Source organism: Streptomyces sp. NPDC006476, assembly GCF_040612015.1.
Lineage (GTDB): Bacteria > Actinomycetota > Actinomycetes > Streptomycetales > Streptomycetaceae > Streptomyces > Streptomyces griseorubiginosus_B.
In genome coordinates this window covers 166,619-189,568 of the sequence record NZ_JBEXPK010000006.1, presented here as the reverse complement: position 1 = coordinate 189,568, position 22,950 = coordinate 166,619, and the positions used below count along the sequence as shown (strand labels likewise).

Sequence of the window (22,950 nt, the reverse complement as noted above, 5' to 3'; positions counted from 1 at the left end):
CGCGGTCACCCCGCTCTACACAGCACGATCCACTCCTACGGAAGGCGTCGGGCCGCGTGTCGTTCCTGCTCCAAAACCGTGTGCGAGCCGCCCCGAGGGGCCTTTACCCTCCGGGCATGGATCTTCGCGCAGAACTTCCGACCGACAGACCGGCCGTACGGAACGTTCACCTGCGGGCGTTCGGTGACCATGGCCTCGTCGTGGCCGACCTGGTCGACACCCTGCGGAGCACCGTCACGCCCGAGGACGGTCTCTCGCTGGTCGCCGTGGAGGGCGGACAGGTCGTCGGGCACGTGATGTTCACCCGCAGTCTTCTCGATGCCCCTCGCCGGCTGGTGGACGTGCACGTCCTCAGTCCGCTGGCCGTCACGCCGGAGTTCCAGCGGCGCGGTATCGGCTCGGCCCTGGTCCGGCACGGACTGGAGGTCCTCGCCGAACGGGCCGTTCCCCTCGTCTTTCTGGAGGGCGATCCGGGCTACTACTCGCGTTTCGGCTTCGTGCCCGGCGGTGGCCTGGGCTTCCGCAAGCCGTCCCTGCGTATACCGGACGCTGCCTTTCAGGTCATCAGGTTCCCGGAGCACGAGCCATGGATGACGGGGACGCTGGTCTACGCGGAGCCGTTCTGGCGGCATGACGCAGTCGGCCTGCGCGACCCCGAGGCGTAGGGTCGCGAGCGCCCGAGGACGGGGACGGCCCACTAGCGATCTCCATACGCGCGGTTGTCCTTCTTGCCCTTCCCCCCTTTGCCCTGCCCGGGCAGATCACTCGGGGACTTCTTCTTGCCCCGTGCCGTGGCATCGACTGGCGTGCCCTTGCCGGATGCCGATGCGGCGCGGTCGCCCGGATGGCGGCCCGGGCCGCCATCCGACGAGGGGTGAGCGCCGCCGCCCGGGGCCCCGTCCCGAATCGGGTGGGCCGAGAAGGACGGGGTCGACGAGCGCGTCGGTGTGGCGGGGCTGTGGTCATCGCCTGTGGGAGTGCCGGGGGATGACGGCACGGCCGGACTGCTGGCCGACGGAGCCGCTTCGCCGGTGGCGCCGTGCTGCGAGAGGCCGTCGGTGACGACGAGACCCGCGGTGACGACGGCGGCCAGTGCGGCCGCGGATCCGCACATCCCGAGGCGGCTGCGGGCGAAGGCGGGCCGAAGTGCCGCCCAGGAGAGGCCGAGCGGCTTCGCGTCAGGCAGGAGGCCGTGGTGGGTACCCCCGGCGTCTGCGTACTCCGCGGCCGCAGGCACGACGCTGCTCACGGCCGCGCACACAGTCCGTTCCGCGGCGTGCGGCACCGCAGTCGGCTGAGCCAGGATTCGTGCGCAGTCGTGTGCCGTGGGGCGGGTCTCTTCGTCCAGGGCCGTCATCTGACGCAGCAGGGTGGCCAGTTCGGCGGGCAGGAAGTCCGGAATGGCGGGCGGGCGATGCACCCGGGCTATGGCCGCCTCCAGGGGCGTGCCGTCGTATTCGAGCCTGCCGGTGAGGCATTCCAGGAGGACCAGGCCGAGCGCGTAGACGTCGGCGGGGCGCCCCACGGGCCGGCCGAGTACCTGCTCAGGGGACAGATAGGCCGCCGTGCCGACCAGGGTGCCGGTGGCGGTCCGGGTGGTGGCGTCCAGGCGCCGGGAGATCCCGAAGTCGGTCAGATGAGGTCGGCCGGAGGCGTCCAGAAGGATGTTGGACGGTTTGACGTCCCGGTGGATGATCCCCTCTTCATGGGCGTGCGCGAGGGCGTCGGCGAGTTCGGCACCGAGCGCTGCGGTCGCCTCACTCGACAGAGGGCTCTGCGCGAGGCGGGCTTTGAGGGTGGGGCCGTCGACGAGTTGCATGACCAGGAACGCCTCGCCGTCGTGGCGTCCGGCGTCGTACGCCGTCACCAGCCCCGGATGGTGCAGCCGGGCCAGAATGACCGCCTCGCTGCGGAAGTCCTCCTCCGTGTCGAAGCCGGTGCCGGCGCGGAAGATCTTGACGGCCACCGGTCGTCGCAACCGCAGGTCGAACCCCCGGTGGACGTCCGCCGCGCCTCCCGAGCCGATCAGCGCGTCCAGACGGTAACGGCCCGCCAGAATCCGGGCGAAGCGCCCGGACGGCCGGGCGCCGTGCGCCTCACGCAACCCCACCTCGATCTCCCCCTGCCTCACAGAACAGCACCGCCGGACACGGCCGCCGACCGGCCGCCAGTCGCAGGTACCCCTCCAGCTCCCGCTTGCACAGAGAAGACACATCTTCTGTCGCTCGACGGAACCCGCGAGAACCCGATGGACCGTTTCCGTCAGCGCGGGTGACCGATCGCGACGGAAATCCGGCGTCTTTTGTCTCCGTCGGCGTCCCACATTCGTCCCACCGCGGACCCTTCTTCGCAGGTCACACCCCTGAGACCATCCCGGCGTCCCAATCCGGGGGTGACGGGGTCCGGTTGGGGACGGGCGCTGCCAGCATGATCCGCGCCGGGGGCTCCCGGCCACTCATCAGAGGGGGAACACCAGATGGGACGAAGGACGCTTCTGCGGGGTCTGACCCTCGCCGTGGCAGCGGTCCTGCCCCTGTGCGGCACGGCGGTCGTGCAGGCGGCAGGGTCCGCCGCCACCGCGATCGCGGTCTGCGGGCACACGAGCGAACAGCCCACACTGCAGCGGGGATCGACGGGGGACGCGGCGGTCGAGGCGCAGTGCGAACTCAACCTGGCGACGAAACCGAGCCGGTACACGCCGATCGCGGCGGACGGCTCGTTCGGGCCGGCGACGGAGACGCGGGTCAAGGAGTTCCAGCGGTGCGCCGGGCTGGGCGTGGACGGTGTCCTCGGCCCGCAGACCTGGGCGGCGCTGAACACCTGGGCCGCCGGACCGCACACCTGCGCCACCCAGGGCACGGCGAGTACGGCGCAGTCGACCGTGTGCGGCCACACCGACACGCGGCCGACGCTGCGCAAGGGCGCGAACGGGGCCGAGGTCAAGGAGGTGCAGTGCCGGCTGAACCTGGCCATGGAGCCGTACCACTATCCGCCGCTGACCATCGACGGCGACTTCGGGGGCGGGACCGAGGGCCGGGTCATCGAGCTCCAGCACTGCGCCGGCCTCAGTGCCGACGGCGTCGTGGGACCCAACACCTGGGCCAAGCTGGTGGATTGGTCCAGCCGTAACACGTACTGCACTCCCCCGCGCCCGGCCGGCTACTCCATCGACGGCCTGGACACGGCCAAGTACCAGCACCCGGGCGGTGCGCCGATCGACTGGAAGGCCGTGCGGGCCTCGGGTGTCGAGTTCGCGACGGTGAAGGCGACCCGGGGCATGAACGTCACCGACGAGTACCTCGCCACCGACCTCCCGGCGGCCAGGGCGGCCGGGCTGGCCGTCGCGCCGTACCACTTCTACACGGGCAGTGCGCCGGACACGGGTGCCGCGCAGGCCGACCGGTTCATCGCCGCCGTACGCGCGACCGGCTACACCGGGCAGCGGGCGGGCGACCTGCCCCCGATCTTCGACCTGGAACGCATGGACGACGGCACCGGACGCTGCCCCGTCTACGGCACGGTCGCCGACCTCAAGGCCTGGCTCGACCGGGTCGAGGCCGCCTTCGGCCGCACTCCGATCATCTACACCCAGAAGTCCTTCCTGGACGACTGCCTGGGCTCGACGACCGCCTTCGCCCGCTATCCGATGCAACTCGCGGACTACCGCCAGTCGATCACCCAGCCGCCGCTGCCGAACGGCTCCACGACCTGGACGATGTGGCAGTACACCGACGCCGCACTGTTCCCGGGCATCCAGGCACCCGCGACCGCGGACGTGTTCAACGGCACCCAGGCCGATCTGGACCGTCTGGCCAATCGCTGACCCCGCCCGCGACAGGAGAACCCGCATGACCACCCGGTTCGCACGCGCGCTTCCGGTCGCGCTGCTCGTGGCCCTGGGCCTCACCGCACCGACGACCGCCTCCGCCTCGGCCGCTCCGGCCGCCGCAGCGACCTCCTGCTACGGCGGGGCGGTCACCGTGCACTACGGGGACGCACTCGAGTTCGGCCCCTACTGGACCACGAGCCGCTGCAACGACATCAACATGCGCGTCATCGGCGGAACCGCCGACTACGTCAACGCCTGCGTGAAGTTCGCGAAGTACGGCACCTGCAACCACTGGACCAGGGTCGGCCGTAGCTGGACGACCATCGCCACCGACGTCCTGGACGACACCAAGTTCACGGTGCCCGCCGGCGTGCCCCTGGAGGGCGACGACGCCGTCATGCAGATCGCCTACTGACCCCCCTCATCCACGGAGACCACCATGATCAGCACAAGGACGTTCGCCTCGGCCCTGTTCACCACGGCCGCGCTGCTGACGGCGGGCGTCGCGCCCGCGTCGGCGCAGCCCTCGGCCGCTGCCGCCACCAGCTGCTACGGCGGGGCCAAGACCCTGACGTACCACTACCAGGCGGCCGCCAAGGAGTACGGCACCTACACCACGACCTCGCGGTGCAACGACATCAACATGCGCCTCCTCACGGACGGGCCGCAGGGCATCTACCTGGACGCCTGTGTGGTGTTCGTCGACCACACCAGCAAGTGCAACAACGACGACGCGTACACCACGCACGGCACCGAGTGGGCCACCGTCGCCACCGACGTCAAGGACGGCACCCACTTCGTCCTGCGCGTGCACGCCTACGACATCGACGCGCAGAACGTCACCTTCCAGATCGCCTACTGACCGCTCGCCCCTTACCGCTCACCGTTCCCGAAAGGACGACCATGGCTTCCTCCTTCCGTCCCATGAACCGCCGCACCATGCTGCGGGGCACGCTGGCCGCCGGCGCCGGCGTCGCGTTCGGCCAGCTGTTGTTCTCCGGCACCGCGCAGGCCTATTCGTGGTCGCGCACCCTGAACCAGGGCGACAGCGGCGCGGACGTGACCGAGCTGCAGATCCGGGTCGCCGGCTGGGCGGCGGACAGCGCCAGCCACAGCCGGGTCAGCATCGACGGCGACTTCGGCCCCGGTACGGCGGCGGCCGTGCGCCGGTTCCAGGCGGCGTACGGCCTCTCCGTCGACGGCAGTGTCGGGCCCAACACCCAGGCCAAGCTCAACTCGCTGGAGCAGTCGGACGGTTCGACGCTCCACTTCAACTGGAGCGAGTTCGTCAACCAGTCGGACGGCACCTTCAACGGCGGCAAGCTCAGCGCCTCGCAGGTGAAGGAGAACGTCCGCCGCTGCATGTACAAGCTGGAGGCGCTGCGCAAGAAGCTGGGCGACAAGCCGATCACCGTCAACTCCGGCTTCCGCAGCATCGCGCACAACGCCGAGATCGGCGGCGCCAGCGACAGCATGCACCTGTACGGCACCGCGGCCGACCTCGACGTGCCCGGCGTGGCCAACAAGACCGTCTACCAAAAGGCGGAGACCTGCGGGTTCTCCGGGCTGGAGACGTACAACACCGACCACCAGCACGTCGACAGCCGGGCCGACCTCGGCCGTGACTGGTGGTGGGAGGACGGCACGGTCTGACGCCGCTGTCGGGGGAGTGGAGCTCCGGATGTCGCCGCGGCGGCGCCCGGAGCTCCACGCTTCAGCTCTTCGGCGTGTTCTTGAGGGCCGCCTGGCAGGAGGGCCAGTCATGGAAGTCGTGCCGTACGGCCCACAGCCGGTGGGCGGCCTTGATGTTCCAGTCCGGGTCGAACGCCCGCAGCGGTGTGCCGCCGAGCTCGCGCAGGCGGGCGTCGGATATCTGGAAGACGCCCCAGTTGCGGCTGCCGTTGGTGTTGGGCAGGACGTACAGGGGGTCGAGGAAGGAGGCGCAGCGGGCGATGGCCACGGCGGTGTCGGGGTCTTCGACGAACACCTCCCGGATCCGCTTCGCCACCCGGTCCGGCGACCAGGTCACCATGCTCACCTTCTGCGCGTACAGCGCCTTCTTGGTGTCCTCGTCGACCACGCCCCTGGCCGTCACGCCCGCCAGCACCTGGAAGGCGGTCACCCTGCGCAGGGTCTCCGGCCCGAAGTCACTGTCGACAGCGAGCTTTCCCTTGGCCCGCACCAGCAGGCTCTGCACCTCGCGCACGCACTCGTCGTGCTCCCCCATGCTCACCGTCGCGCATCCCGGGGAGTCCAGCACCCTGTCCCCGGTCGGAGCGTCACCGGCAGTGTTCTCGGAGGGTAGCCACACGAAACCGGCCACCAGCATCACCGCGACGACGGCGGCCAGGATCGCCCATCGGGGCGACAGCTTGCGGGGCAGCCAGGACCGTCGCGACACCACGTCCTGATCGAGGGTGATCTGCGGCGGCGTGACGTCCTCCGGTGCGGGGCCAGTCTGCACCTCCTCCTCGGCAGTGGGCTCCGGCGTGTCCCGTTCGCTGTCCGCCAGAGCCCACAACCGGTGCAGCTCGCGCAGCTCCTCCGCACTCGCACCGCACACCTTGGCGAAGGCGTGCACCACCCGGTAGTCCGCCGGGACGCTGAGGCCGGAGCAGTACCGATGCAGGCTGGAACCGCTGACGCCCGCCTCCTTGCCGAGGCGGTCGTATCCCCGGCCACTGCGCTCTTTCAGCATCCGCAGGTATGCGGCGAATTTCTCGGTTCGCGGAGAGGCAGCCACAGATCCACCCTTGTTCAAGCCCCTACTGACGGGTAGAAGTTACACCGCGGAAGGGAAGTGGCGAGTCTTTTCCTGTGAGGCGCCTGTCTGCAATTCCCTTGTAAATGACACCGTTTGAAAAAGCGTCAACCCCTCTCTCCCCTCGCGGAAAGGGATTTCGCAACCGAGTCCTGGTAGGTGACGCTGATCGGGCCGTGGACGGTGTGCCGGGGAAGGGTGATCGTAAGTGTTCCGGTGGAGCCGTCCCAGCGGTAGTCGCGCGGGGTCAGCCGCACTCCGGTCGCGCTCACCTTGGTCGGCGCATGGGTGGTGCCCAGGACGGACAGGGTCCAGCGGCGGCTTTGCACCTGATCGTGGAAGGAGCCCCGCGCCGGGCCGATCGACACGGTGTGGCGCGTGCCCTTGTCCTCGTACCGCACGGTCGTGGTGGCGCTGTGTCCCTTCCGCCCGGTGGCTCCGTCGTCCTCGTACAGGCGGTACGAGCCCGACGCGCCGGAGGCGACGGTCAGGGTGACGTCGGTGAGCGGGTTGCGGTCGTTGTCGGTGACGTCATGGGTGCGGGTCGGCAGGATGCCGCCGGCCCTGACGAACACCGGCATGGTGTCCAGGCCGGTGGTGATGGTCTGGGTGGTGCCGCCCTGGTAGGTCCTGCCGGTGAAGTAGTCGGTCCACCGGCCGGGCGGGAACCACACGCTGGTGGTCGCCGTCGCGCCCGGTGTCGTCACCGGGGCGACCAGGACGTCGGAGCCGTAGAAGTACTCGCTGGTGGCCGTCTCGTAGGCCCGTGCCTCGTCCGGATACTCCAGGTAGGTCGGACGGACGATCGGCACACCGGTCCGGTTCGCCTCCGCGGCCAGTGCGTATGTGTACGGCACCAGGTTCTCGCGGAGGTTGAGGAACCTGTCGGCCGACTTCCGTGCCTGTGTGCCGTACTGCCAGGGCAGCCGGTCGCTGTGGTTGCTGTGCAGCCGGTCGATCGGCTGGAAGGCGCCGAACTGCACCCAGCGCGCGTACAGGTCGTCCGGGAGCTTGTGCGTGGTACGGGTCTGGCCGCCGTCGGTGTAGGTCTCCGAGCCGGTCAGCCCTGTCGTGTCGTTGTGCCCGCCGATGTCATGGGTGATGGCCGCCGTCCCGGTCGCGGCGGACTCCCCCGGCGTGTAGCCGACCTCCAGCTTCAGCGTGCCCCAGGTGGAGGCGGTGTCGCCGGTGAAGTGCACGGTGGTGCGCTTGTCAGCCCAGGGTCCGGTCGGCAGCGCCTGCTGGCCGCTGTAACCGCCCGCCTGGAGGGAGCCGTAGGCGCGGGAAAGGACGAATCCGCGGCTGTTGGTCTCCCCGGTGAGTCCGGCGTACTGCTGGTTGATCCAGGCGTCCGGTGTGACGCCCCGCAGTGACGACTGGGAGGAGTCGCAGCACCAGTCGAGCCACCAGAAGTCGTTGCCCTGCTCGTCCAGGGTCCGGTGCAGGTCCAGGTACGCCTTGAGTTGGTCGGGGTCACCGAAGTCGAAGGTGTAGCAGTTGTCGTCGACCGAGGCTGCCGAGGCGCAACCGCCCTTCGTGAGCTTGCCCTTGGCCGTGGCCTGCGCCCGGGCGAACTGCGGGTCGGAGGCGAGGATGCTCGGGTGCACGTTGAGGGTGTTGTGCAGCCCCTGCGCGGCCGACCAGTCGAAGAAGCCCTTCGGGTCGGGGAACTTGGCCGGGTCCATCTCCCAACCGCTCCAGGTGTTCACGGCCTTGAAGTCCGTGTCGGTCACCAGCACGTCGAGCGGTACGTGTTCGGACCGGAAGGCAGGAAGGATCGTGTGCTCGTAGTCCGCCGCGGTGCGGTCGATGTACTCCGAGTACCACACGCCGTATGCCCACTGCGGCAGCAGCTGGGGTGGGCCGGTCAGGGTGGCCAGGTCGGTGAGTGCCTGCTTGTAGGCGTGGCCGTAGCCGAAGAGGTAGCCGTCCTGATAGGGCGAACCGCCGTGCGAGGGCCGCGAGGTGGCCTTCTTGGAGGCGGTGTCGTAGAGCGCCGAGGGGGTGTCGTCCAGCAGGTACCAGCCGTCCCGGTGCAGCAGACCGGGGGTGGTGACCGGGGCACTGCCGTCGCCGTTCACGCCGTCCAGACCCCGGCGGTAGCCGCCGAGGGCGAGGTGCGGCGCTGGTGCGGCCTGCTGCGGGGCGGCCACGGAGACGGTGTCGAGGTTGACGTGGCAGCTCGCCGCCTCGGGGCAGTCGAGGGTGACGTCGTTGTCGCCCGCCTTCAGGGCCATGGGTACCGACGCGGTCGCCCAGGTGTCCCAGTCCTGTGTCGCCGGCAGTGTCAGGGGGGCGGTGGCGCTGCCGGCGGAGACCGAGGCCGTACGGGTCTGGTGGAGGCCGTCGCCGCCGGTGCCGTTGGCGTAGCGCACCCGCAGGGTGTAGGTGCCGTCGGCCGGAACGCCGACCACATGGGTGGTCAGGCTCGAGCCCTTGTTGAGCTCCGCGACGAAGCCGTTGCCCGCGTATCCCGTGTGGTCGGTGGCGCTGACGGCGCTGCCGCCGGTCCTTCCGGCTTCCGCCTCGCAGCTCGTGCCGAGCGGGCAGTCGGTGATCGCCGTGCTGTCGACCGGCGGATAGGCGTCACCGGGGTGGACCAGGGCGACGCTGTCGACGTTGACGTCGCCGCTGTCCGAGGCGGTCCGGGTCAGGGCGATCGTGTGGTGGCCGGCGGTCAGGTCGAGGTGCGCGGTGGCCAGGCTCCAGGTGTCCCAGTCGGCCGTGGTCGGCAGGGTGACCGTCCGGGGCTCGCCGCCGTCCACCGAGAGGGTCAGCGTACGGGTGCGGGTCTGGCCGTCCGCGCCACGGGAGTTGGCGTACCGCAGGCCGAACTGGTAGGCACCGGCCTGCTTGACATCGATGTCAGCGGATGCCGAGCTGCCGGTGCCCTCGAAGCCCGCGGCGAAGCCGATGCCGGTGTGACCGGCGTGGTCGGCCGCCACGGACAGCCCGTTCAGCTGAAGGCTCTCCGCCTCGCACAGCGCGCCGACCTCGCAGGTCAGCCGCTGCCACGGGGTGGCGGTCACCGGGGTACCGCCGGCAGTCAGGTGAACGGACAGGTTACGGGCGTTGAAGGGCCCGGAGCCCACCTGATAGCGCAGGGTCAGCGCCCTCGTCCTGATGGTCAGCCAACCTCCGGACGTGGTGGCCGTGTAGGCGGCCGGGTCGAAGCCGCCGCGGCCGATCGCGTTGAAGGTCGGGGCATCGGTGAACGCGCCGTCGCCCGCGTACTCGGTGCGGATCAGCGTCGGCGAGAGGATCTCGAACCGCGCGTCCCCCGACCTGACGGTCGGAATGCGATGCCCCTGCGAACTCCCGGCCGACGCCGGCGGGGCCCCTGCCAGCGTCGCGGCGGCGATGGCGAGAGCGGCGGCCGCGCCCACCCGCCGCCGTATGGATCCGAGCCGTCGTCTCTTCGATGCGGCTGCCATGTCAACTCCGTTTCCCTGCAAGCCGGATGACACCTACGTGCTCGCGTTGGGTGTGCGAGTGGCGCGAGGGTATGTCGTTGACAGCGGTGCTGATAAGACCCCTGCACGTCGATGTCGGACGGGACGGGGACGGCGGCTAGCGCACCACCCGGTGGCGCAGGTGGACGAACCGGGAGCTGAAGGTGCGGGTCTCGACCAGTTCGAGGTCCACCCGGCGCTCGTGCCGGGGGAAGTATGGAATGCCTCCGCCGACCAGTACCGGGTAGAGGATGGTCCGGTACTCGTCGATCAGACCCGCGGCGGCCACTTCGGCGGCAAGGGTGGCGCCTCCGATCGCGATCTCGCCCTCGCCGGGCTCGTTGCGCAGTCGTTCGATCTCCTCCGCCACGCTGCCGGAAGCCAGGCGGGCGTTTCCCTGCACCTCGTGCAGTGTGGAGGAGAACACCACCTTGGGAAGCGGCTTCCACAGCGCGGTCCACTCCAGCTCCGCCTCGCCGAGCGACGGATCCTGGTCGGCCGTCTCCCAGTACAGCATCGTCTCGTACAGCCGTCGTCCCATCAGGTGGACGCCGACGTCTCGGATCTCCTCGATCCAGAAGCGGAAGACGTCCGGGTCCGGCGCCGTCCAGTCGAAACGGCCGTCCGGTCCGACGATGTAGCCGTCGAGCGACATGCTCATCGAATAGGTCACGCTGCGCATCAGAAGCCCTCCTCGGTGACGGGACCGAGACTAGGGCCGCCAGGAGATCATTTCCTTGAGAGACATCAGGGCGTGCGCGTTTTCCCGGCCCGGGCTCCTTCGCCGGCGGCTCCCCCTACGGTCAGGACGGCGTTCTGTGCTATCCAAGAGGTGTGCGGTGAGGGATCTCGGGGCTCGATCGCACGTACTCGGGAATGCCTCTCCGGCGTGTGCCGGAGTCAGCGAGCTGAGTGAGCCGCATGGACCCCACATCCCCCTCTTCGCCCGACTCGCCGTTCGACATGGTCAGCGGCGCCCTGGCGGACTACGTCCCCCGGGCGGGAGCCAGTGCGGCCCGGGACCCCGCCGGTGCGCAGAGCGCCCGCCGTGGCCAGGGATCCGCAGGTGAGGGGCGTGAGGGTGGAGGTCAGGAACAGATCCTAGCGGTGGTCAACCTCGACCGGAATCTGACGATCACCAGCTGCAATCTGGACGCGGCCCCTTTCGCCGGTGTCACCGCCGCGCCGGGCACGGCCTTCTCCGCGCTGCTGCCTCCCGAGGACGTACCGACCGTCACCCAGAGGCTGCAGAACGTCATCGAGACGCAGGAGGCGCACGTCGCCCGGGTGCAACGCCTGCGGCGGGACGACGGCACCGACCTGGTGGTCTCGATGAGCATCCTGCCCGCCGCGGCGTCACAGGGCGGGCTGACGGTCTCCCTGATCGCCATGGCCAGACGGCTGCATCTGTACGCCTCCGCCGCCGCGATCGGGACGTCCCTGGACATCGGCGAGACGGCGCAGTCCCTGGCCCAGTCCCTGTTGGCCTGGGGTGACGTGGCCGCCGTGGACTTCGATTTCGCCGTGTGGACGGGAGAGGCGGTCATCGAGCAGGCGCACGAGCGCATCCGGCTGCGTCGGGCGGCCCTGGCGCCGGACCGGGCCTGGCCCGAGGGGTATCTGACGCGCGGGGACAACCTTCCCCGCGAGGCGAGCCGTCTGCTGGTGGGCGCGGTGACGCGCGACGACGTGCCGCAGGCCATCGTCATTCCCGACCGTGCGGCGATCGAGCGGGTGCTCGGCGATCCCCGGCTGGTGCGCGCCTTGGTGCCCGGCAACCTGCCCGCGAGCGTGGCGTGCATACCGCTGGTGGTCAGAGGGCCGGAAGGCACTCCGGGACCCATCGTGCTGGGGGTGACGGAGGTCTGGCGCCGGCCGGAGCATCCCTTCCGTGACAGCGAGCTGCTGGACCTGCAGGAACTCGTGGCCAAGACCGCCCGGCACGTGGATCTGGCCCGCCAGCATCAGCGGGAGCACGCCCAGGTCCTGGCGTTGCAGCGCCGACTGCTGCCGCGGACCGGCAGCGACACCATCGAGGTCGCCAGCGTCTACCAGCCCACCACCCCCGACAGCGCGGGCGTCGGCGGGGACTGGGTGAACAGCTTCCCGCTGCCGGGCGACCGTACCGCGCTGGTGGTCGGCGACGTGGTCGGGCACGGTCTGGGGGCCGCGGCCGCCATGGGCCAGCTGAGCATGGAGGCCCGCGCGCTGCTGTCGGCGGGGCTGGGCCCGGACGAGGTCCTGGAGCGTCTCGACGAGACGGTCACGCTCCTCGACGACACGGACGCGGGCCTGGCGGCCGGCTACAGCGCGCTGGGCTCGACGTGCTGCATCGCGGTCTACGATCCCGTCGACCACCGCGTCGTCATGTCCAACGCGGGGCACCTGCCCCCGATCCTCGTTCACCCGGACGGCTCAGCCACCACCGTCACCGCACAGCCGCACCCCGGGCTGGGTGCCGAGTTCGCGGTGCGGGAGCCGTTCGACCTGCAGTCGTTCGCCGCACCGCCCGGTTCGCTCCTCGCCCTGTACACCGACGGTCTGGTGGAGGACCCGGTGGCCTCCATCGATGAGGGAATCGGGCGGCTGGGGGAAGCGGTGCGTGAGGTGCACCCCTGGGACGATCTGCAGCAGGCCGCGCGTCGCGTGGTCGCCGAGCTGGCCCCGCAGGGTCGCCTGCGCGACGACGTGACCCTGCTGCTCGCCCGTACGACCGGCCGGCGCAGCCGGGACACGGCGACCTGGCGGCTGCCCGCCGCCGACGACACCGCCGCCCGCGCCCGCGCTCTGGTCGCCGCCCTGCTGCGGCGATGGCGCATCAGCGACCAGGGCCGGGACAGCGCGCTGCTGGTGATCAGCGAGCTGGTCACCAACGCCGTCCTCTTCGGCACCGGGCCCGTCACGATACGGCTGGTCAGAGCCGGCCACCGCCTCACGTGCGAGGTCGGCGACGCGGGCAACGGCCGGCCGCGTCTGCGCCGCGCCGAGTTGCTCGGTGACAGCGGGCGCGGCCTGCACGTGGTCCACAAGCTCACCACGCGCTGGGGCGTGCGGTGGACCGATGCCGGAAAGGTCGTCTGGGCGGAACTCGACGTGTAGGGCGGCTGCCGGGACGAGCGGGGCGGGTCCCCGGTCACCGCCTCACAGCCACTCCCCCTCCACGGCCGTGGCGGTCAGTCCGGGCGCGGCCGCGTAGAGCACGGTGCGACTGCCGGATTTCTGGCCGGCGTCGTACGCGCGCCGCAGGATGTCGAGTACGGCGGCGCCGCCGCGGTTGCCCGTGGTGTAGCCGGCCCGGCTGTAGGCCAGCAGTCCCCCGGGCCAGCCGTCGGGCATCGTCTGTTCCATGTACTCCAGCACCCGGGTCCCGCCGGGATGGGCGAGCAGGAGATCGGGGTGCCACGGGTGCCGGTCGTCCTGGTGGCGTACGCGCAGCCATGCCCACATCGCGGCGACCGTCTCCTGGACGGCACGCGGTCCTCGGCGGTCCATGACGAAGTGGGTCCCGTCGGCCCGGGTGTCCAGGCGGTGCAGGTCCGTGGTCCCGGGCAGGGTGTGATGCCAGGCCGCATCCAGGCGCAGGATCGATTCTGCTCGGGGGCGGCCGGTAACCACCGCGGCAACGGCGGTGTCCGCGAACAGCAGCCGGACGATGAGGGATTCCAGCGTGTCGTCGGCTGGCTGGTAGGTGGTGCTCAGCGCCTCCGATATCACCACCAGCACCGCCCGGTCGGGGTCCGCGCCGACGAGATCGGCGGCCAGCGCCAGCGATCGGGTCCCGGCGATGCAGGCCCACTGGGTGGCCGGCAGCAGTAACACGTCCCTGCGCAGCGGGAGGCGGTTGAGCAACGACAGGTCGAGCCCTGGCAGGGCCGGGGTGGTGGAGTTACTGGTGATCAGGCAGTCGACCTCGGCGGGTTGCAGTCCAGCGGTCTCCAGTGCCTCGCGGGCTGCCCGCTCGCCGTAGGCCTGCACCGCCGCCCAGGCCGGTGCGGTGCGCTCCTCGACGGTCTGCTGCGCCGGTATCGCCTCCAGGGCGGCGATCACCCGGTTCACTTCCCGGTCGCTGAACCCGTCGCGGGCCAGCGCCGCGCGGGCGGGCTCGACTCCCGGTGTCCGCAGACCGCTTCCACCGCTCGGCGCGATGGCCGTCTCGAGCGGCAGCATCCATCCACGGGAGGCGATCCCCGTGCTCGCTGCGATGCCGTCGATGCGCGACAGCCAGGGCGCATGCGGATGTCGGCCGCGCACCTCCGCCAGGATCTGACCGGTCTCCACGGCGTGTTCACCGTGCAGCACGGCGGGAGAACACAGATAGGCGCTCATATACGCCCCTTTCTCCGCACATCTTCACGGCGTTGGGCAGCAGAACCCACCCAGATCGTCAACCCCGAGGGCCAAGACGCCGTGAGGGCACTCTACTTCGCCCCGGCGATCCATTGGCCGTAAACGAGGCAAAGGTGCCAACTCGGGAACTCCTGCCAAAAACGCGACAGCTCCTGCCCTTTCGTCAAGGGAAGGAGCTGTCGCGTTGCGCCCGGACAGGGACGTCACCAGCGCGTCATGCGTGACGGTGCGAATGCCGGTTGCCCGTGACGAGGCGGTAGAGGGCCAGCAGGATCAGGGAGCCGACGATCGCGGCGACCCAGGTGGAGAGGTCGAAGAATCCGTCGATGGAGTCCACCCCGAAGATCACCTTGCCGAGCCAGCCGCCCAACAGGCCGCCCACGATCCCGATGAGCATGGTGACGATGATGCCCCCGGGGTCCTTGCCCGGCATCAGGGCCTTGGCTATGGCGCCGGCGAGCAGGCCGATGAGGATCCACGCGATGATGCCCACAGTGCGTCTCCGATTCGTCGCATGTAAAGGTTGTGTCAGCTCTCCGTGTGCACCGTCCACGCTCGAACAAACATCTCATCCACATCACGGCTCGTCAGTTCCCCGCAGCGGACCGGTCCCTGAGAACGAGACGCCGCGGGATGCCGGCTCGGCGGACTCCACACGCCGCAGCCACCAACTGGCCGTCGCGAGAAGTCCGGCGAAGACCGCCAGCAGCAGCAAGGACGTCCACATCGGCCGACTGCCGGGAGACACCCACCCGGTCCAGGCACTCGAAGCCGCCCACAACATCACGCCCGCCGCGTACAGGGTCCGCATTCGCCGCAACTGCCGGGCAACCGGCCAGGGGGTGAAGGACTCAGTGTGCATCGCCATGCGGCGCCCAGTACCCCGGCCGACCCGCCCTGCACCTGTGTCTCGGCCGGCGGTTCCGGCCGGGTGACTCGTGTGCCAGGGCTGAGCCGCGCCGTCGGGGGTAACCGAGCCGACAGAACAGAAAGGGACAAGACCCCCGCGGGAAGGAGCGTCATGCCCGGCATGATGGAGCGCATCAAACAGTTCGCCAGGAGCCCTCAGGGCCGACGCGTGACCGAACAGGCACGGCGGGCCGCCGCCGATCCGCGGCGCCGGGCCCAGGCGCAGCGCCTGCTGGGCAGGCTTCGTGGCCACCGTTGACCGGGTTCGGCGCGATCCCCTCAGCACGGACATGCGTCGCGCACACCCCCCGGGAAAGTGGCGCACACCCCCAGGAAAGAGGAAGGGCAACGGTGGAAGGTTCCTCGCTCCGAGCAGTGGGCTGGGCCCGCTCGCTGCCCATGTCCAGCGAAGTGAAGGCCGCCCGGGACTGGGCACGCGATCATCTCAGGACACTGGGGTGGACCGCCTCCGCCCCGGAGACGGTGGACGCCGTACTGCTGACGGTCTCCGAACTGGTCACCAACGCGCACGTGCACGCGCACAGCAGCGCCCAGTTGGTCATGACCTGGGACGAACAGTGTCTGCACATCAGCGTCCATGACGGTTCGAGCGATCCGCCGACCCCGCGCACCGCGAGCACCGAGCGCCTGGGCGGACGCGGCATGTTCCTCGTGGACGCCCTGGCCGACGAGTGGGAGTTCCGGCCCTGCCGGCACGGCAAGTCGGTCATCGCCTGCTTTCGATCGCCCACGGACACCGCGGACGGGCATGCGGGCCGGCGCCCTGACGACACGGAGAACCACGCCCCTGGGCGGCACGTCACCCGCGAGCCGTGAGACGCGCTGGAACCGCGCCTGGCCGAGCCGGTTCCCGGGCGTCCGGGAACCGGCTCGGCATGACGGGTCTCGCCGGTGCCCCTACTGTCCGAAACCGTAGGCGAACAGGTGGTCGGTGCCCGTCGAGCCCGTCACCGGCAGCGTGATCGACGCCACCTGCTTCGACGGATCCAGCGCGACCTTCGTGGCGAAGACGTAGGTCTTCACGCCGTCCCGGCCTCCGCTTCCGGTGTCGCGGTAGGCCGTGGTGACGGCCGTGGTGTCACCCGCGATCGGCTTGCTGGAGCCGCCGTTGAGCGTCCAGTCCGAGAACCCGACCGTCGCCTTCGACGTGGTGCCGTCCGTGTAGGTGACGGTCACGGTGCCGGAGACACCGTCGGTCGGCGCGTTGGTCGCCGCGCCCAGCAGACCCAGCGAGGCACCCGACGTACCGGCCGGCATCGGGATGGTCTGGCCGGCCATCTCCAGGTTGTCCAGCTGACCGGAGGTCACCGTCGGCCAGGTGTAGGAGATGCCGTCGACGGTGAGGGTCGAGCCGCTCGTGACGCCCGCCGCCGACAGCGCGTTCTGGGAGTACGCCCAGCCGCCGTTGTCGAAGCCGCCGGAGAAGGTGGCTCCGTCGGGATAGACGCCCTCGTTGGTGTTGTACGGCCACAGCGCGCCGGCCTTGGCGACCGCCACGCGAAGGGTCGCCCCGCTCAGGGTCGCGCCGGTGCCGTGGTCGGTCAGCGCGAAGGTCACCGGGTAGGTCCCCTCGCTCGTGCCCGCCGTCACATGGACCTTCGTCTCGGCGCTGCCCGCGGCCGGCACGGTGAGCGAGCCGGACGCCGGATCCGGGGTGACGCCGGTGGGCGCCGTGGCCTTCCAGTCGACCGTGACGGCCTGGCTGCCGAGGTTGGTCAGATCCAGGGTGGCGTCACCGGACGCGCCGGGCTGGAGCACCAGCCCGTCGCTGGAGGGGCCGGTCGCGGCGAGCACCCGGTTGCCGCCCGTGGTGTCCGACGGCGGTGCCGCCGACGGGTCCGACGCCCAGGAGGTGTTGGGCTGGGTGCCGAGCGTGAAGTCGAGGCTGCCCGCCCCCTTGAACTGCCCGTACGTCAGCCACGCGTTCTTCCATGCCTTGCCCTTGACGTTCAGCGACTGCACGTAAGGCGCGTTCGGTGCGGCCTGCGGTGCGTTGATCCGGACGGTCTTGCCGCCCGCCAGGGTCGCCTGGGCCACCGGGAAGACCGGGCTGCCGAGCGCCAGCGTGTCCGTGCCCGGGGTCTCGGGGTACATGCCGAGCTCGGACCAGACGTACCAGGAGCTCATGGCGCCGAGGTCGTCGTTGCCGAAGGAACCGACGGGAGCGTTGAAGTACAGGTCCTGCTGGGCCTGGCGGACCGCCGCCTGGGTCTTCCACGGCCGGCCCGTGTAGTCGTACTCCCAGGGGATCTCCACGCTGGGCTCGTTGCTGAGGTCGGCGTCGGTGTTGCCGGGGTTGGTGATGTCGTCGAGCAGGCTGTCCAGGTAGGACGAGTACGCCTGGTCACCGCCGCGTGCCTGGATGAGCTGCTTGAGGTTGAAGGGGACCATCGGCGTGTACTGGGCGGAGGTGCCCTCCACGAAACCGTTGGAGGTGCCGGGGGTGAAGCCGCCCGCGAACTGGCCGTCCTTGTTCTTGGCCTGCAGGTAGCCGGTCTGCGGGTTGAAGACGTTCATCCAGTCCTGGGCGCGGGTGGCGAACTTCGTGTAGACGTCCGTCCTGCCCAGGGACTTGGCGAACGCGGCCAGCGCGTAGTCGGCCGAGTCGTACTCCAGCTGCGTGGAGACGGGGCCGTAGAAGTTGCAGCAGCCGTAGTCGTTCTCGTCCAGCGGGAGATAGCCCTTCGCGTCCCGTACCGACTCCCCCGGCCGGTCGTTGTTGCGGACGGTGGCCTCGTGCTGGAGGGCGGCGAGGGCCTTGCCGGTGTCGAAGTCCGTGGCGCCGAAGGCGTACGCGTCGGTGATGATGCCGGCGGCCGGGTCACCGACCATCACATAGCTCTCGCCGTTGTTCGAGGCCCACTTGGGCAGCAGACCCGTCTGGTCGTAGCCGTTGAGCATCGAGGTGACGACGTCGCCGGCCACCTTGGGCTCGACCATCGCCATCAGCTGGGTCTGGGAGCGGTAGGTGTCCCAGCCGGAGTAGTTGGCGTACTGGGCCTGCTGGCCCTTGGCCAGCTTGTGGACCTGGTTGTCCATGCCCATGTACTGGCCGTTGGCGTCCGAGAAGACGTTCGGGTGCAACAGCGCGTGGTAGAGCGCGGTGTAGAACTGCGTCTGCTGGTCGGAGGTGCCGCCGCCGATCTGGAGCTTGTTCAGCACGGTGTTCCAGGCCGTGTGGTTGGCCTGTTCGACGGTGTCGAGGTTCCAGGTCCTGATCTCGGAGGCGAGGTTGGACGCCGCGTTGGCGTCACTCGTGTACGAGATGCCGACCTTCGCGTTCACCGTGGGGTTGGCGGAGGTGTCGAAGGTGAGGTACATGCCGTTCGCGCCCGTGGTGGGGGGCTGGGCGGCGTCGGCCGTGGCCGAGGAGCGGGGGGCGGTGCCGGCGCTGGGCGTCGGGGACGGCGTGCCGGACGTCTTGGCGGTGCTCCCGTGGAGGGTGGGGGCGGGCTTCGCCGGGACGGTGAAGTGCTTCTCCTTCAGCGGCGCCGTCCTGGCCGCCTGCGGGGTCTGCCGGACCTTGCCCGCCTTGAGCGACTTCGCGTCGGGGTTGATGGTGCTGCCGACCCAGGTGCCGCTCTCGGTGAACGGCCGGTCGAACTTGATGTCGAAGTGCAGCGTGTACCTGTTGTCGGCGCCGCAGAAGTGACCGCTGTCGATCGCGCCGCTGATCTCCTTGTCGCTCACCACCTGGACACGGGTTCCGTCCACCTGGGTGGCGGCGCCGCTGAGCTTGAACAGCAGGTTCGCCTGCCGACCGGCCGGGAAGGTGAAGCGGCCCAGACCGGCCCGGGTGGTATCGGTCAGCTCGGTCTTGACACCGCTCGCGTCGGTGACCCGGTAGTAGCCGATGCCCGCCTGCTCGTCGCTGTGGCTGAAGCCGACGGAGGTGTCGCCCAGGCTGCCCGACAGGGCGCCGGTCACCGGCAGGATCGGCAGGTCGCCGGCGACGGGGCAGCCGGGGCCGGAGACGTGCGTGAGGCTGTAGCCGGAGATCTTGCTGTCGTTGTACTCGTAGCCGCCGCCGTCGGGGCGGTGGGGCGAGGTGTCGGGGCCCCACTGCACCATGCCGGCAGGCATGTCCGGGCCGGGGAAGGTGTCCACGGCGCCGGACGTGCCGATGAGGGGATTGACCAGGGACGCGGGATCCTTCACGAAGGCCGGCGTCGCGGTGCCCGCGGCATGGGCGCTCTCCATGGCCGTGAGCGGGAGGGCCGCCATGCCCAGGACGCAGAGAACCGCCATCCGTCGGCGGAGCCTTCTTCGGTCGCGTGGTGCAGCTGAACGTCGGGGTCTCACCATCGGTTGCCTCCGCAGCAGTTCGTGCTCGCACATCGGTCGCCGGCGCCGTGAGAACGCGGCGCCGGCGACAGGCAACGATTCCGGTCACCCGGCCTGACAACGTTGCCATTCACGAGTGTCGAGTGAAACGCCTGCGCTTGCGGCATGTCAACGAGGCCAACACGAGTTTCTGGGTCAGGAGTTGGCAAATACGTCGGCGTAGCAGCCGGACGACGCCCCGGCCTGGGCTTATTGCCTGGCGTCGTAGGCCCGGCGGGCCCGCTCGACGTGGTCCAGGTTGGGCGACCATTCGGAGAGTGCCGCGAACAACGGCGCCAGACTGCGGCCGAGTTCGGAGATCTCGTACTCCACCCGGGGCGGGACCTCGGCGTGATAGGTCCTCAGGACGAGCCCGTCGCGCTCCAGTTGACGCAGCCGCTGGGTCAGCACCTTGGGCGTGATGGTGGCGATCCGGCGTTCGAGCTCCACGAACCGCTGCCGGCCGTACTCGTTGAGGGTCCACAGGATCGGAGTGGTCCACCGGCTGAAGACCAGGTCGACCACCGGCGCGATCGGACACGCGCTGTTCGGCGAGACCTCGGCCCGGTCCTGTCCTGTTGTGCTCTCGGTCACATCCGCCCCCTCGGCCCAATACTTTCCTCTAGGTACCTACTGACCTCGCGATAGTAGCGTCGCCGTGCACCTCAAGGACTCGCAAACGGGAGAGAACATGATCGTGGTGACCGGCGCAACGGGTAATGTCGGGCGGCCGCTTGTGCGGGCGCTCGCCGCGGCGGGCGAGCAGGTGACGGCGGTGTCCCGGCGGATCCCGCCCGTACCCCTGCCGGCAGGGGTACGGCATCATCAGGCCGACCTGACCGAGCCGCAGAACCTCAAGCCCGCCCTCGACGGAGCCGGGACGCTGTTTCTGCTCACCTCCGGCGACTTCATGGCGGCCGGCGGCGACCTCGGCAGCGTCCTCGAGGCCGTGCGCGACGGTGGCGTCCAGCGGATCGTCCTGCTGTCCTCCCAGGCCGTCGGCACCGGAGAGCTCCCCTCCGACATGGAGGACGCCGTCCGGCAGTCGGGCCTTGAGTGGACCGTCCTGCGGCCGGGGAGCTTCCACTCCAACACCCTGCAGTGGGCGGAGGCGGTGCGTGGGCGGCGGACGGTGACGGCGCCGTTCGGGGATGTGGCACTGCCGACCGTCGACCCGGGCGACATCGCCGAGGTCGCCGCCGTCGCGTTGCGGGATGCCGCGCACGCGGGCAGCGTCTACGAACTGACCGGACCGGCGGCGGTCTCCCCCCGCGAGCAAGCCGCCGCGATCGGGGACGCGTTGGGCGAGCCGGTGAGCTTCGTCGAGCAGAGCCGGTCGGAGGCCAGGGCGGCGATGGTGCGGTTCATGCCCGAACCCGTCGTGGAACGCACCCTCGACATCCTCGGCGCACCCTCAGCCGGTCTGCGCCGGGTCAGCCCGGACGTCGAGCGGCTCCTGGGCCGCCCGCCCCGCACCTTCGCCCAGTGGGCGGCCGGCAACATCGCGGCCTTCCGGTGACGCGCGGCCGGCGATCCGACCGCCGACGTGCATGAGTTCGGCCGTGCCGGGCAACCGGGGGACATGGCCTTGCCGCACCGTTCCCCCGTGGTGCGGCAAGGCCCTTCTCGGGTTCAGCGCATACGCGGCTGAGCGGACGGCGTCGAGCGCTCGGCCCGCGGGCGGCGCGACGCGACGCCGTACAACTCCTTCGAGGTGGAGATCAGTTCCTGCTGCTCCTCGCGCGAGCCGACCATGGGCCGGGATCCGTTCAGCGGGACCTGCGCCGTCTCGGGCAGGTACTTGACGGTCACCAGGCCGATCGCGCCCGCCAGCATCAGGTAGTACGCGGGCATCAGGTCGTCGCCGGTGAGGTTGACCAGCGCCTCGGTCACCAGCGGGGTCGTACCGCCGAAGGCCGCGACCGCGATGTTGAAGCCGATCCCCATGGCCGCGTAGCGCACGGCGGTCGGGAAGAGGGCTGGCAAGGTGGCGGCGCTCGGTGCGGCGAAGCAGGCCAGCAGCGTGGAGAGGATCAGCACGCCGAGGATCGGCGGCCAGGTCCCGTGCATCTTGATGAGCTGGAAGGACGGAACCGCCAGCACGATCATCGCGGCCGCGGAGACACCGTAGACGGGCCGGCGTCCGATCCGGTCGCTGAAGCGGCCGATGAAGGTGATCAGCAGGACGATCCACACCATGCCGATCAGCACCAGCAGATCGGCCGAACCGCTGGACCGGTGCAGGGTCTCCGTCTGATAGGTCGGCAGGAACCCGGTCACCATGTAGTTGGTGACGTTGTACAGCAGCACCAGACCCATGCAGATCAGCAGCGGACGCCAGTGCCGCGTGACGATGGCCTTGAACTCGCTGCCGGCCGACTCCTGGGCGAGACCCTTCTCGTGCTCGTCCAGTTGCTGCTGGAAGGCGGGCGACTCCTCCAGCTTCAACCGCATGTACAGACCGATCACACCCAGCGGGCCCGCGATCAGGAACGGCACGCGCCAGCCCCAGCTGAGCATCTGATCGTCGCTCAGCGCAAGGTTCAGCAGCGTGACCAGGGCGGAGCCCAGGGCGTATCCGACGAAGGTGCCGAAGTCGAGCCAGCTGGAGAGGAATCCGCGTCGCCGGTCGGGCGAGTACTCGGCGACGAACGTGGTCGCGCCGCCGTACTCGCCCCCGGTGGAGAACCCCTGCACCATGCGGGCCAGGAGCAGCAGGATCGGCGCGGCGATGCCGATCGTCGCGTAGCTGGGGATGAGGCCGATGGCGAACGTGCCGACCGCCATCATGATCATGGTGGTGGCGAGCACCTTCTGCCGGCCGAGGCGGTCACCGAGCGGTCCGAAGACGAGCCCGCCCAGGGGCCGTACGACGAACGCCGCGGCGAAGGTGGCGAACGAGGAGACGACTTGGGCTCCCGGGGACGCGCCGGGGAAGAAGACCTTGCCGATGGTCGCGGCCAGGTAGCTGTAGACGCCGAAATCGAACCACTCCATGCAGTTGCCGAGCGCTGAGGCGCCGACCGCGCGCCGCAGCAGAGGGGGTTCGACCACCTGAACATCGTCCGGACGGAAGGCCCGTTTGTTCCGCCTCAGTCGGCGGGCGAGTTCGTCGCGGACCTGTCGGGGCAGTTCCGCGACCGCCTTCCGCCTTGTCACCGGACCCGCTTCGGACGCTTCGTCGGGTAGGGCCTCGGCCACGCTGTCACCTTCTTCCGGGCCGTACTTTTCGCGGCAGCGAATGCGGCGGGGGGAGTGAGGGCGCCGCACACCCCGCTGTTGCCCCTGATCACGCGTGTCACACGCGC

The 22,950-nt window shown here is 70.1% G+C and carries 19 protein-coding genes; 9 read left to right on the top strand and 10 right to left on the bottom strand.

Translation table 11 applies throughout. The features are described 5' to 3' along the window. The first annotated feature begins 116 nt into the window (after positions 1-116). A complete protein-coding gene (locus tag ABZZ74_RS09270) occupies positions 117-665 on the top strand; it encodes an N-acetyltransferase (RefSeq protein ID WP_356762733.1) in 549 nt (182 codons plus the stop codon). Between the two features lie 32 nt (positions 666-697). On the opposite strand, the gene ABZZ74_RS09265 is transcribed toward ABZZ74_RS09270, so the two are convergent. After that, positions 698-2,059 (bottom strand): serine/threonine-protein kinase, encoded by a 1,362-nt coding sequence (locus ABZZ74_RS09265; protein WP_356762873.1) that lies wholly within the window; start codon positions 2,057-2,059, stop codon positions 698-700. A gap of 417 nt (positions 2,060-2,476) precedes the next feature. On the opposite strand from ABZZ74_RS09265, the gene ABZZ74_RS09260 reads away from it, so the two are divergent. From ABZZ74_RS09260 to ABZZ74_RS09245, 4 genes are read left to right on the top strand one after another with little or no spacing between them, the layout of a single operon-like run. Next, the gene (locus ABZZ74_RS09260) at positions 2,477-3,823 is read left to right on the top strand and encodes a GH25 family lysozyme (RefSeq protein WP_356762730.1); all 1,347 of its coding nucleotides are present in this window, start codon (positions 2,477-2,479) and stop codon (positions 3,821-3,823) included. Positions 3,824-3,848: 25 nt separating this feature from the next. Continuing rightward, on the top strand, positions 3,849-4,244 hold the full coding sequence (locus ABZZ74_RS09255) for a hypothetical protein (RefSeq protein ID WP_356762728.1): 396 nt from the start codon (positions 3,849-3,851) through the stop codon (positions 4,242-4,244). Between the two features lie 24 nt (positions 4,245-4,268). Further along, entirely contained in the window at positions 4,269-4,691 is a 423-nt protein-coding gene (locus ABZZ74_RS09250) for a hypothetical protein (protein ID WP_356762726.1), read from the top strand. Positions 4,692-4,732: 41 nt separating this feature from the next. Then, on the top strand, positions 4,733-5,482 hold the full coding sequence (locus ABZZ74_RS09245) for a D-Ala-D-Ala carboxypeptidase family metallohydrolase (protein ID WP_356762724.1): 750 nt from the start codon (positions 4,733-4,735) through the stop codon (positions 5,480-5,482). Between the two features lie 61 nt (positions 5,483-5,543). Here ABZZ74_RS09245 and ABZZ74_RS09240 read toward each other — a convergent pair whose 3' ends face one another. From ABZZ74_RS09240 to ABZZ74_RS09230, 3 genes are all read right to left on the bottom strand, one after another. Further along, on the bottom strand, positions 5,544-6,572 hold the full coding sequence (locus ABZZ74_RS09240) for a helix-turn-helix domain-containing protein (protein ID WP_356762722.1): 1,029 nt from the start codon (positions 6,570-6,572) through the stop codon (positions 5,544-5,546). 125 nt (positions 6,573-6,697) lie between these two features. Beyond that, positions 6,698-10,024 (bottom strand): TIM-barrel domain-containing protein, encoded by a 3,327-nt coding sequence (locus tag ABZZ74_RS09235; protein ID WP_356762720.1) that lies wholly within the window; start codon positions 10,022-10,024, stop codon positions 6,698-6,700. Positions 10,025-10,160: 136 nt separating this feature from the next. Continuing rightward, complete coding sequence (locus ABZZ74_RS09230; RefSeq protein WP_356762717.1) at positions 10,161-10,724, bottom strand: dihydrofolate reductase family protein; 564 nt, start codon at positions 10,722-10,724, stop codon at positions 10,161-10,163. A 239-nt stretch (positions 10,725-10,963) separates the two neighbouring features. Between ABZZ74_RS09230 and ABZZ74_RS09225 the strand changes: the two genes are divergently transcribed. Beyond that, the gene (locus tag ABZZ74_RS09225) at positions 10,964-13,141 is read left to right on the top strand and encodes an ATP-binding SpoIIE family protein phosphatase (protein WP_356762715.1); all 2,178 of its coding nucleotides are present in this window, start codon (positions 10,964-10,966) and stop codon (positions 13,139-13,141) included. Between the two features lie 42 nt (positions 13,142-13,183). On the opposite strand, the gene ABZZ74_RS09220 is transcribed toward ABZZ74_RS09225, so the two are convergent. The 3 genes from ABZZ74_RS09220 to ABZZ74_RS09210 all read right to left on the bottom strand — a co-directional run bounded on the left by ABZZ74_RS09220 (position 13,184) and on the right by ABZZ74_RS09210 (position 15,257). Further along, a complete protein-coding gene (locus ABZZ74_RS09220; RefSeq protein ID WP_356762713.1) occupies positions 13,184-14,368 on the bottom strand; it encodes a type III polyketide synthase in 1,185 nt (394 codons plus the stop codon). Positions 14,369-14,603: 235 nt separating this feature from the next. Then, complete coding sequence (locus tag ABZZ74_RS09215) at positions 14,604-14,882, bottom strand: GlsB/YeaQ/YmgE family stress response membrane protein (protein ID WP_356762711.1); 279 nt, start codon at positions 14,880-14,882, stop codon at positions 14,604-14,606. 84 nt (positions 14,883-14,966) lie between these two features. After that, positions 14,967-15,257 carry a hypothetical protein gene (locus tag ABZZ74_RS09210; protein WP_356762709.1) on the bottom strand — a complete coding sequence of 97 codons (291 nt, stop codon included), beginning with the start codon at positions 15,255-15,257 and terminating at the stop codon, positions 14,967-14,969. 153 nt (positions 15,258-15,410) lie between these two features. Between ABZZ74_RS09210 and ABZZ74_RS09205 the strand changes: the two genes are divergently transcribed. Further along, positions 15,411-15,557, top strand: coding sequence for a hypothetical protein (locus ABZZ74_RS09205; RefSeq protein WP_165954836.1), 147 nt, complete (start codon positions 15,411-15,413; stop codon positions 15,555-15,557). 92 nt (positions 15,558-15,649) lie between these two features. Then, positions 15,650-16,135 (top strand): ATP-binding protein, encoded by a 486-nt coding sequence (locus ABZZ74_RS09200; RefSeq protein ID WP_356762707.1) that lies wholly within the window; start codon positions 15,650-15,652, stop codon positions 16,133-16,135. Positions 16,136-16,216: 81 nt separating this feature from the next. Here ABZZ74_RS09200 and ABZZ74_RS09195 read toward each other — a convergent pair whose 3' ends face one another. After that, positions 16,217-19,567, bottom strand: a complete 3,351-nt coding sequence (locus ABZZ74_RS09195; RefSeq protein ID WP_356762705.1) for a lectin — start codon at positions 19,565-19,567, stop codon at positions 16,217-16,219. Between the two features lie 285 nt (positions 19,568-19,852). Beyond that, positions 19,853-20,236 (bottom strand): helix-turn-helix domain-containing protein, encoded by a 384-nt coding sequence (locus ABZZ74_RS09190; protein ID WP_356762703.1) that lies wholly within the window; start codon positions 20,234-20,236, stop codon positions 19,853-19,855. A gap of 97 nt (positions 20,237-20,333) precedes the next feature. On the opposite strand from ABZZ74_RS09190, the gene ABZZ74_RS09185 reads away from it, so the two are divergent. Further along, positions 20,334-21,161, top strand: coding sequence for an NAD(P)H-binding protein (locus ABZZ74_RS09185; RefSeq protein ID WP_356762701.1), 828 nt, complete (start codon positions 20,334-20,336; stop codon positions 21,159-21,161). Positions 21,162-21,274: 113 nt separating this feature from the next. Here the strand turns inward: ABZZ74_RS09185 and ABZZ74_RS09180 are convergent, their stop codons facing one another. Then, entirely contained in the window at positions 21,275-22,843 is a 1,569-nt protein-coding gene (locus ABZZ74_RS09180; protein WP_356762699.1) for an MFS transporter, read from the bottom strand. Between the last annotated feature and the right edge of the window lie 107 nt (positions 22,844-22,950).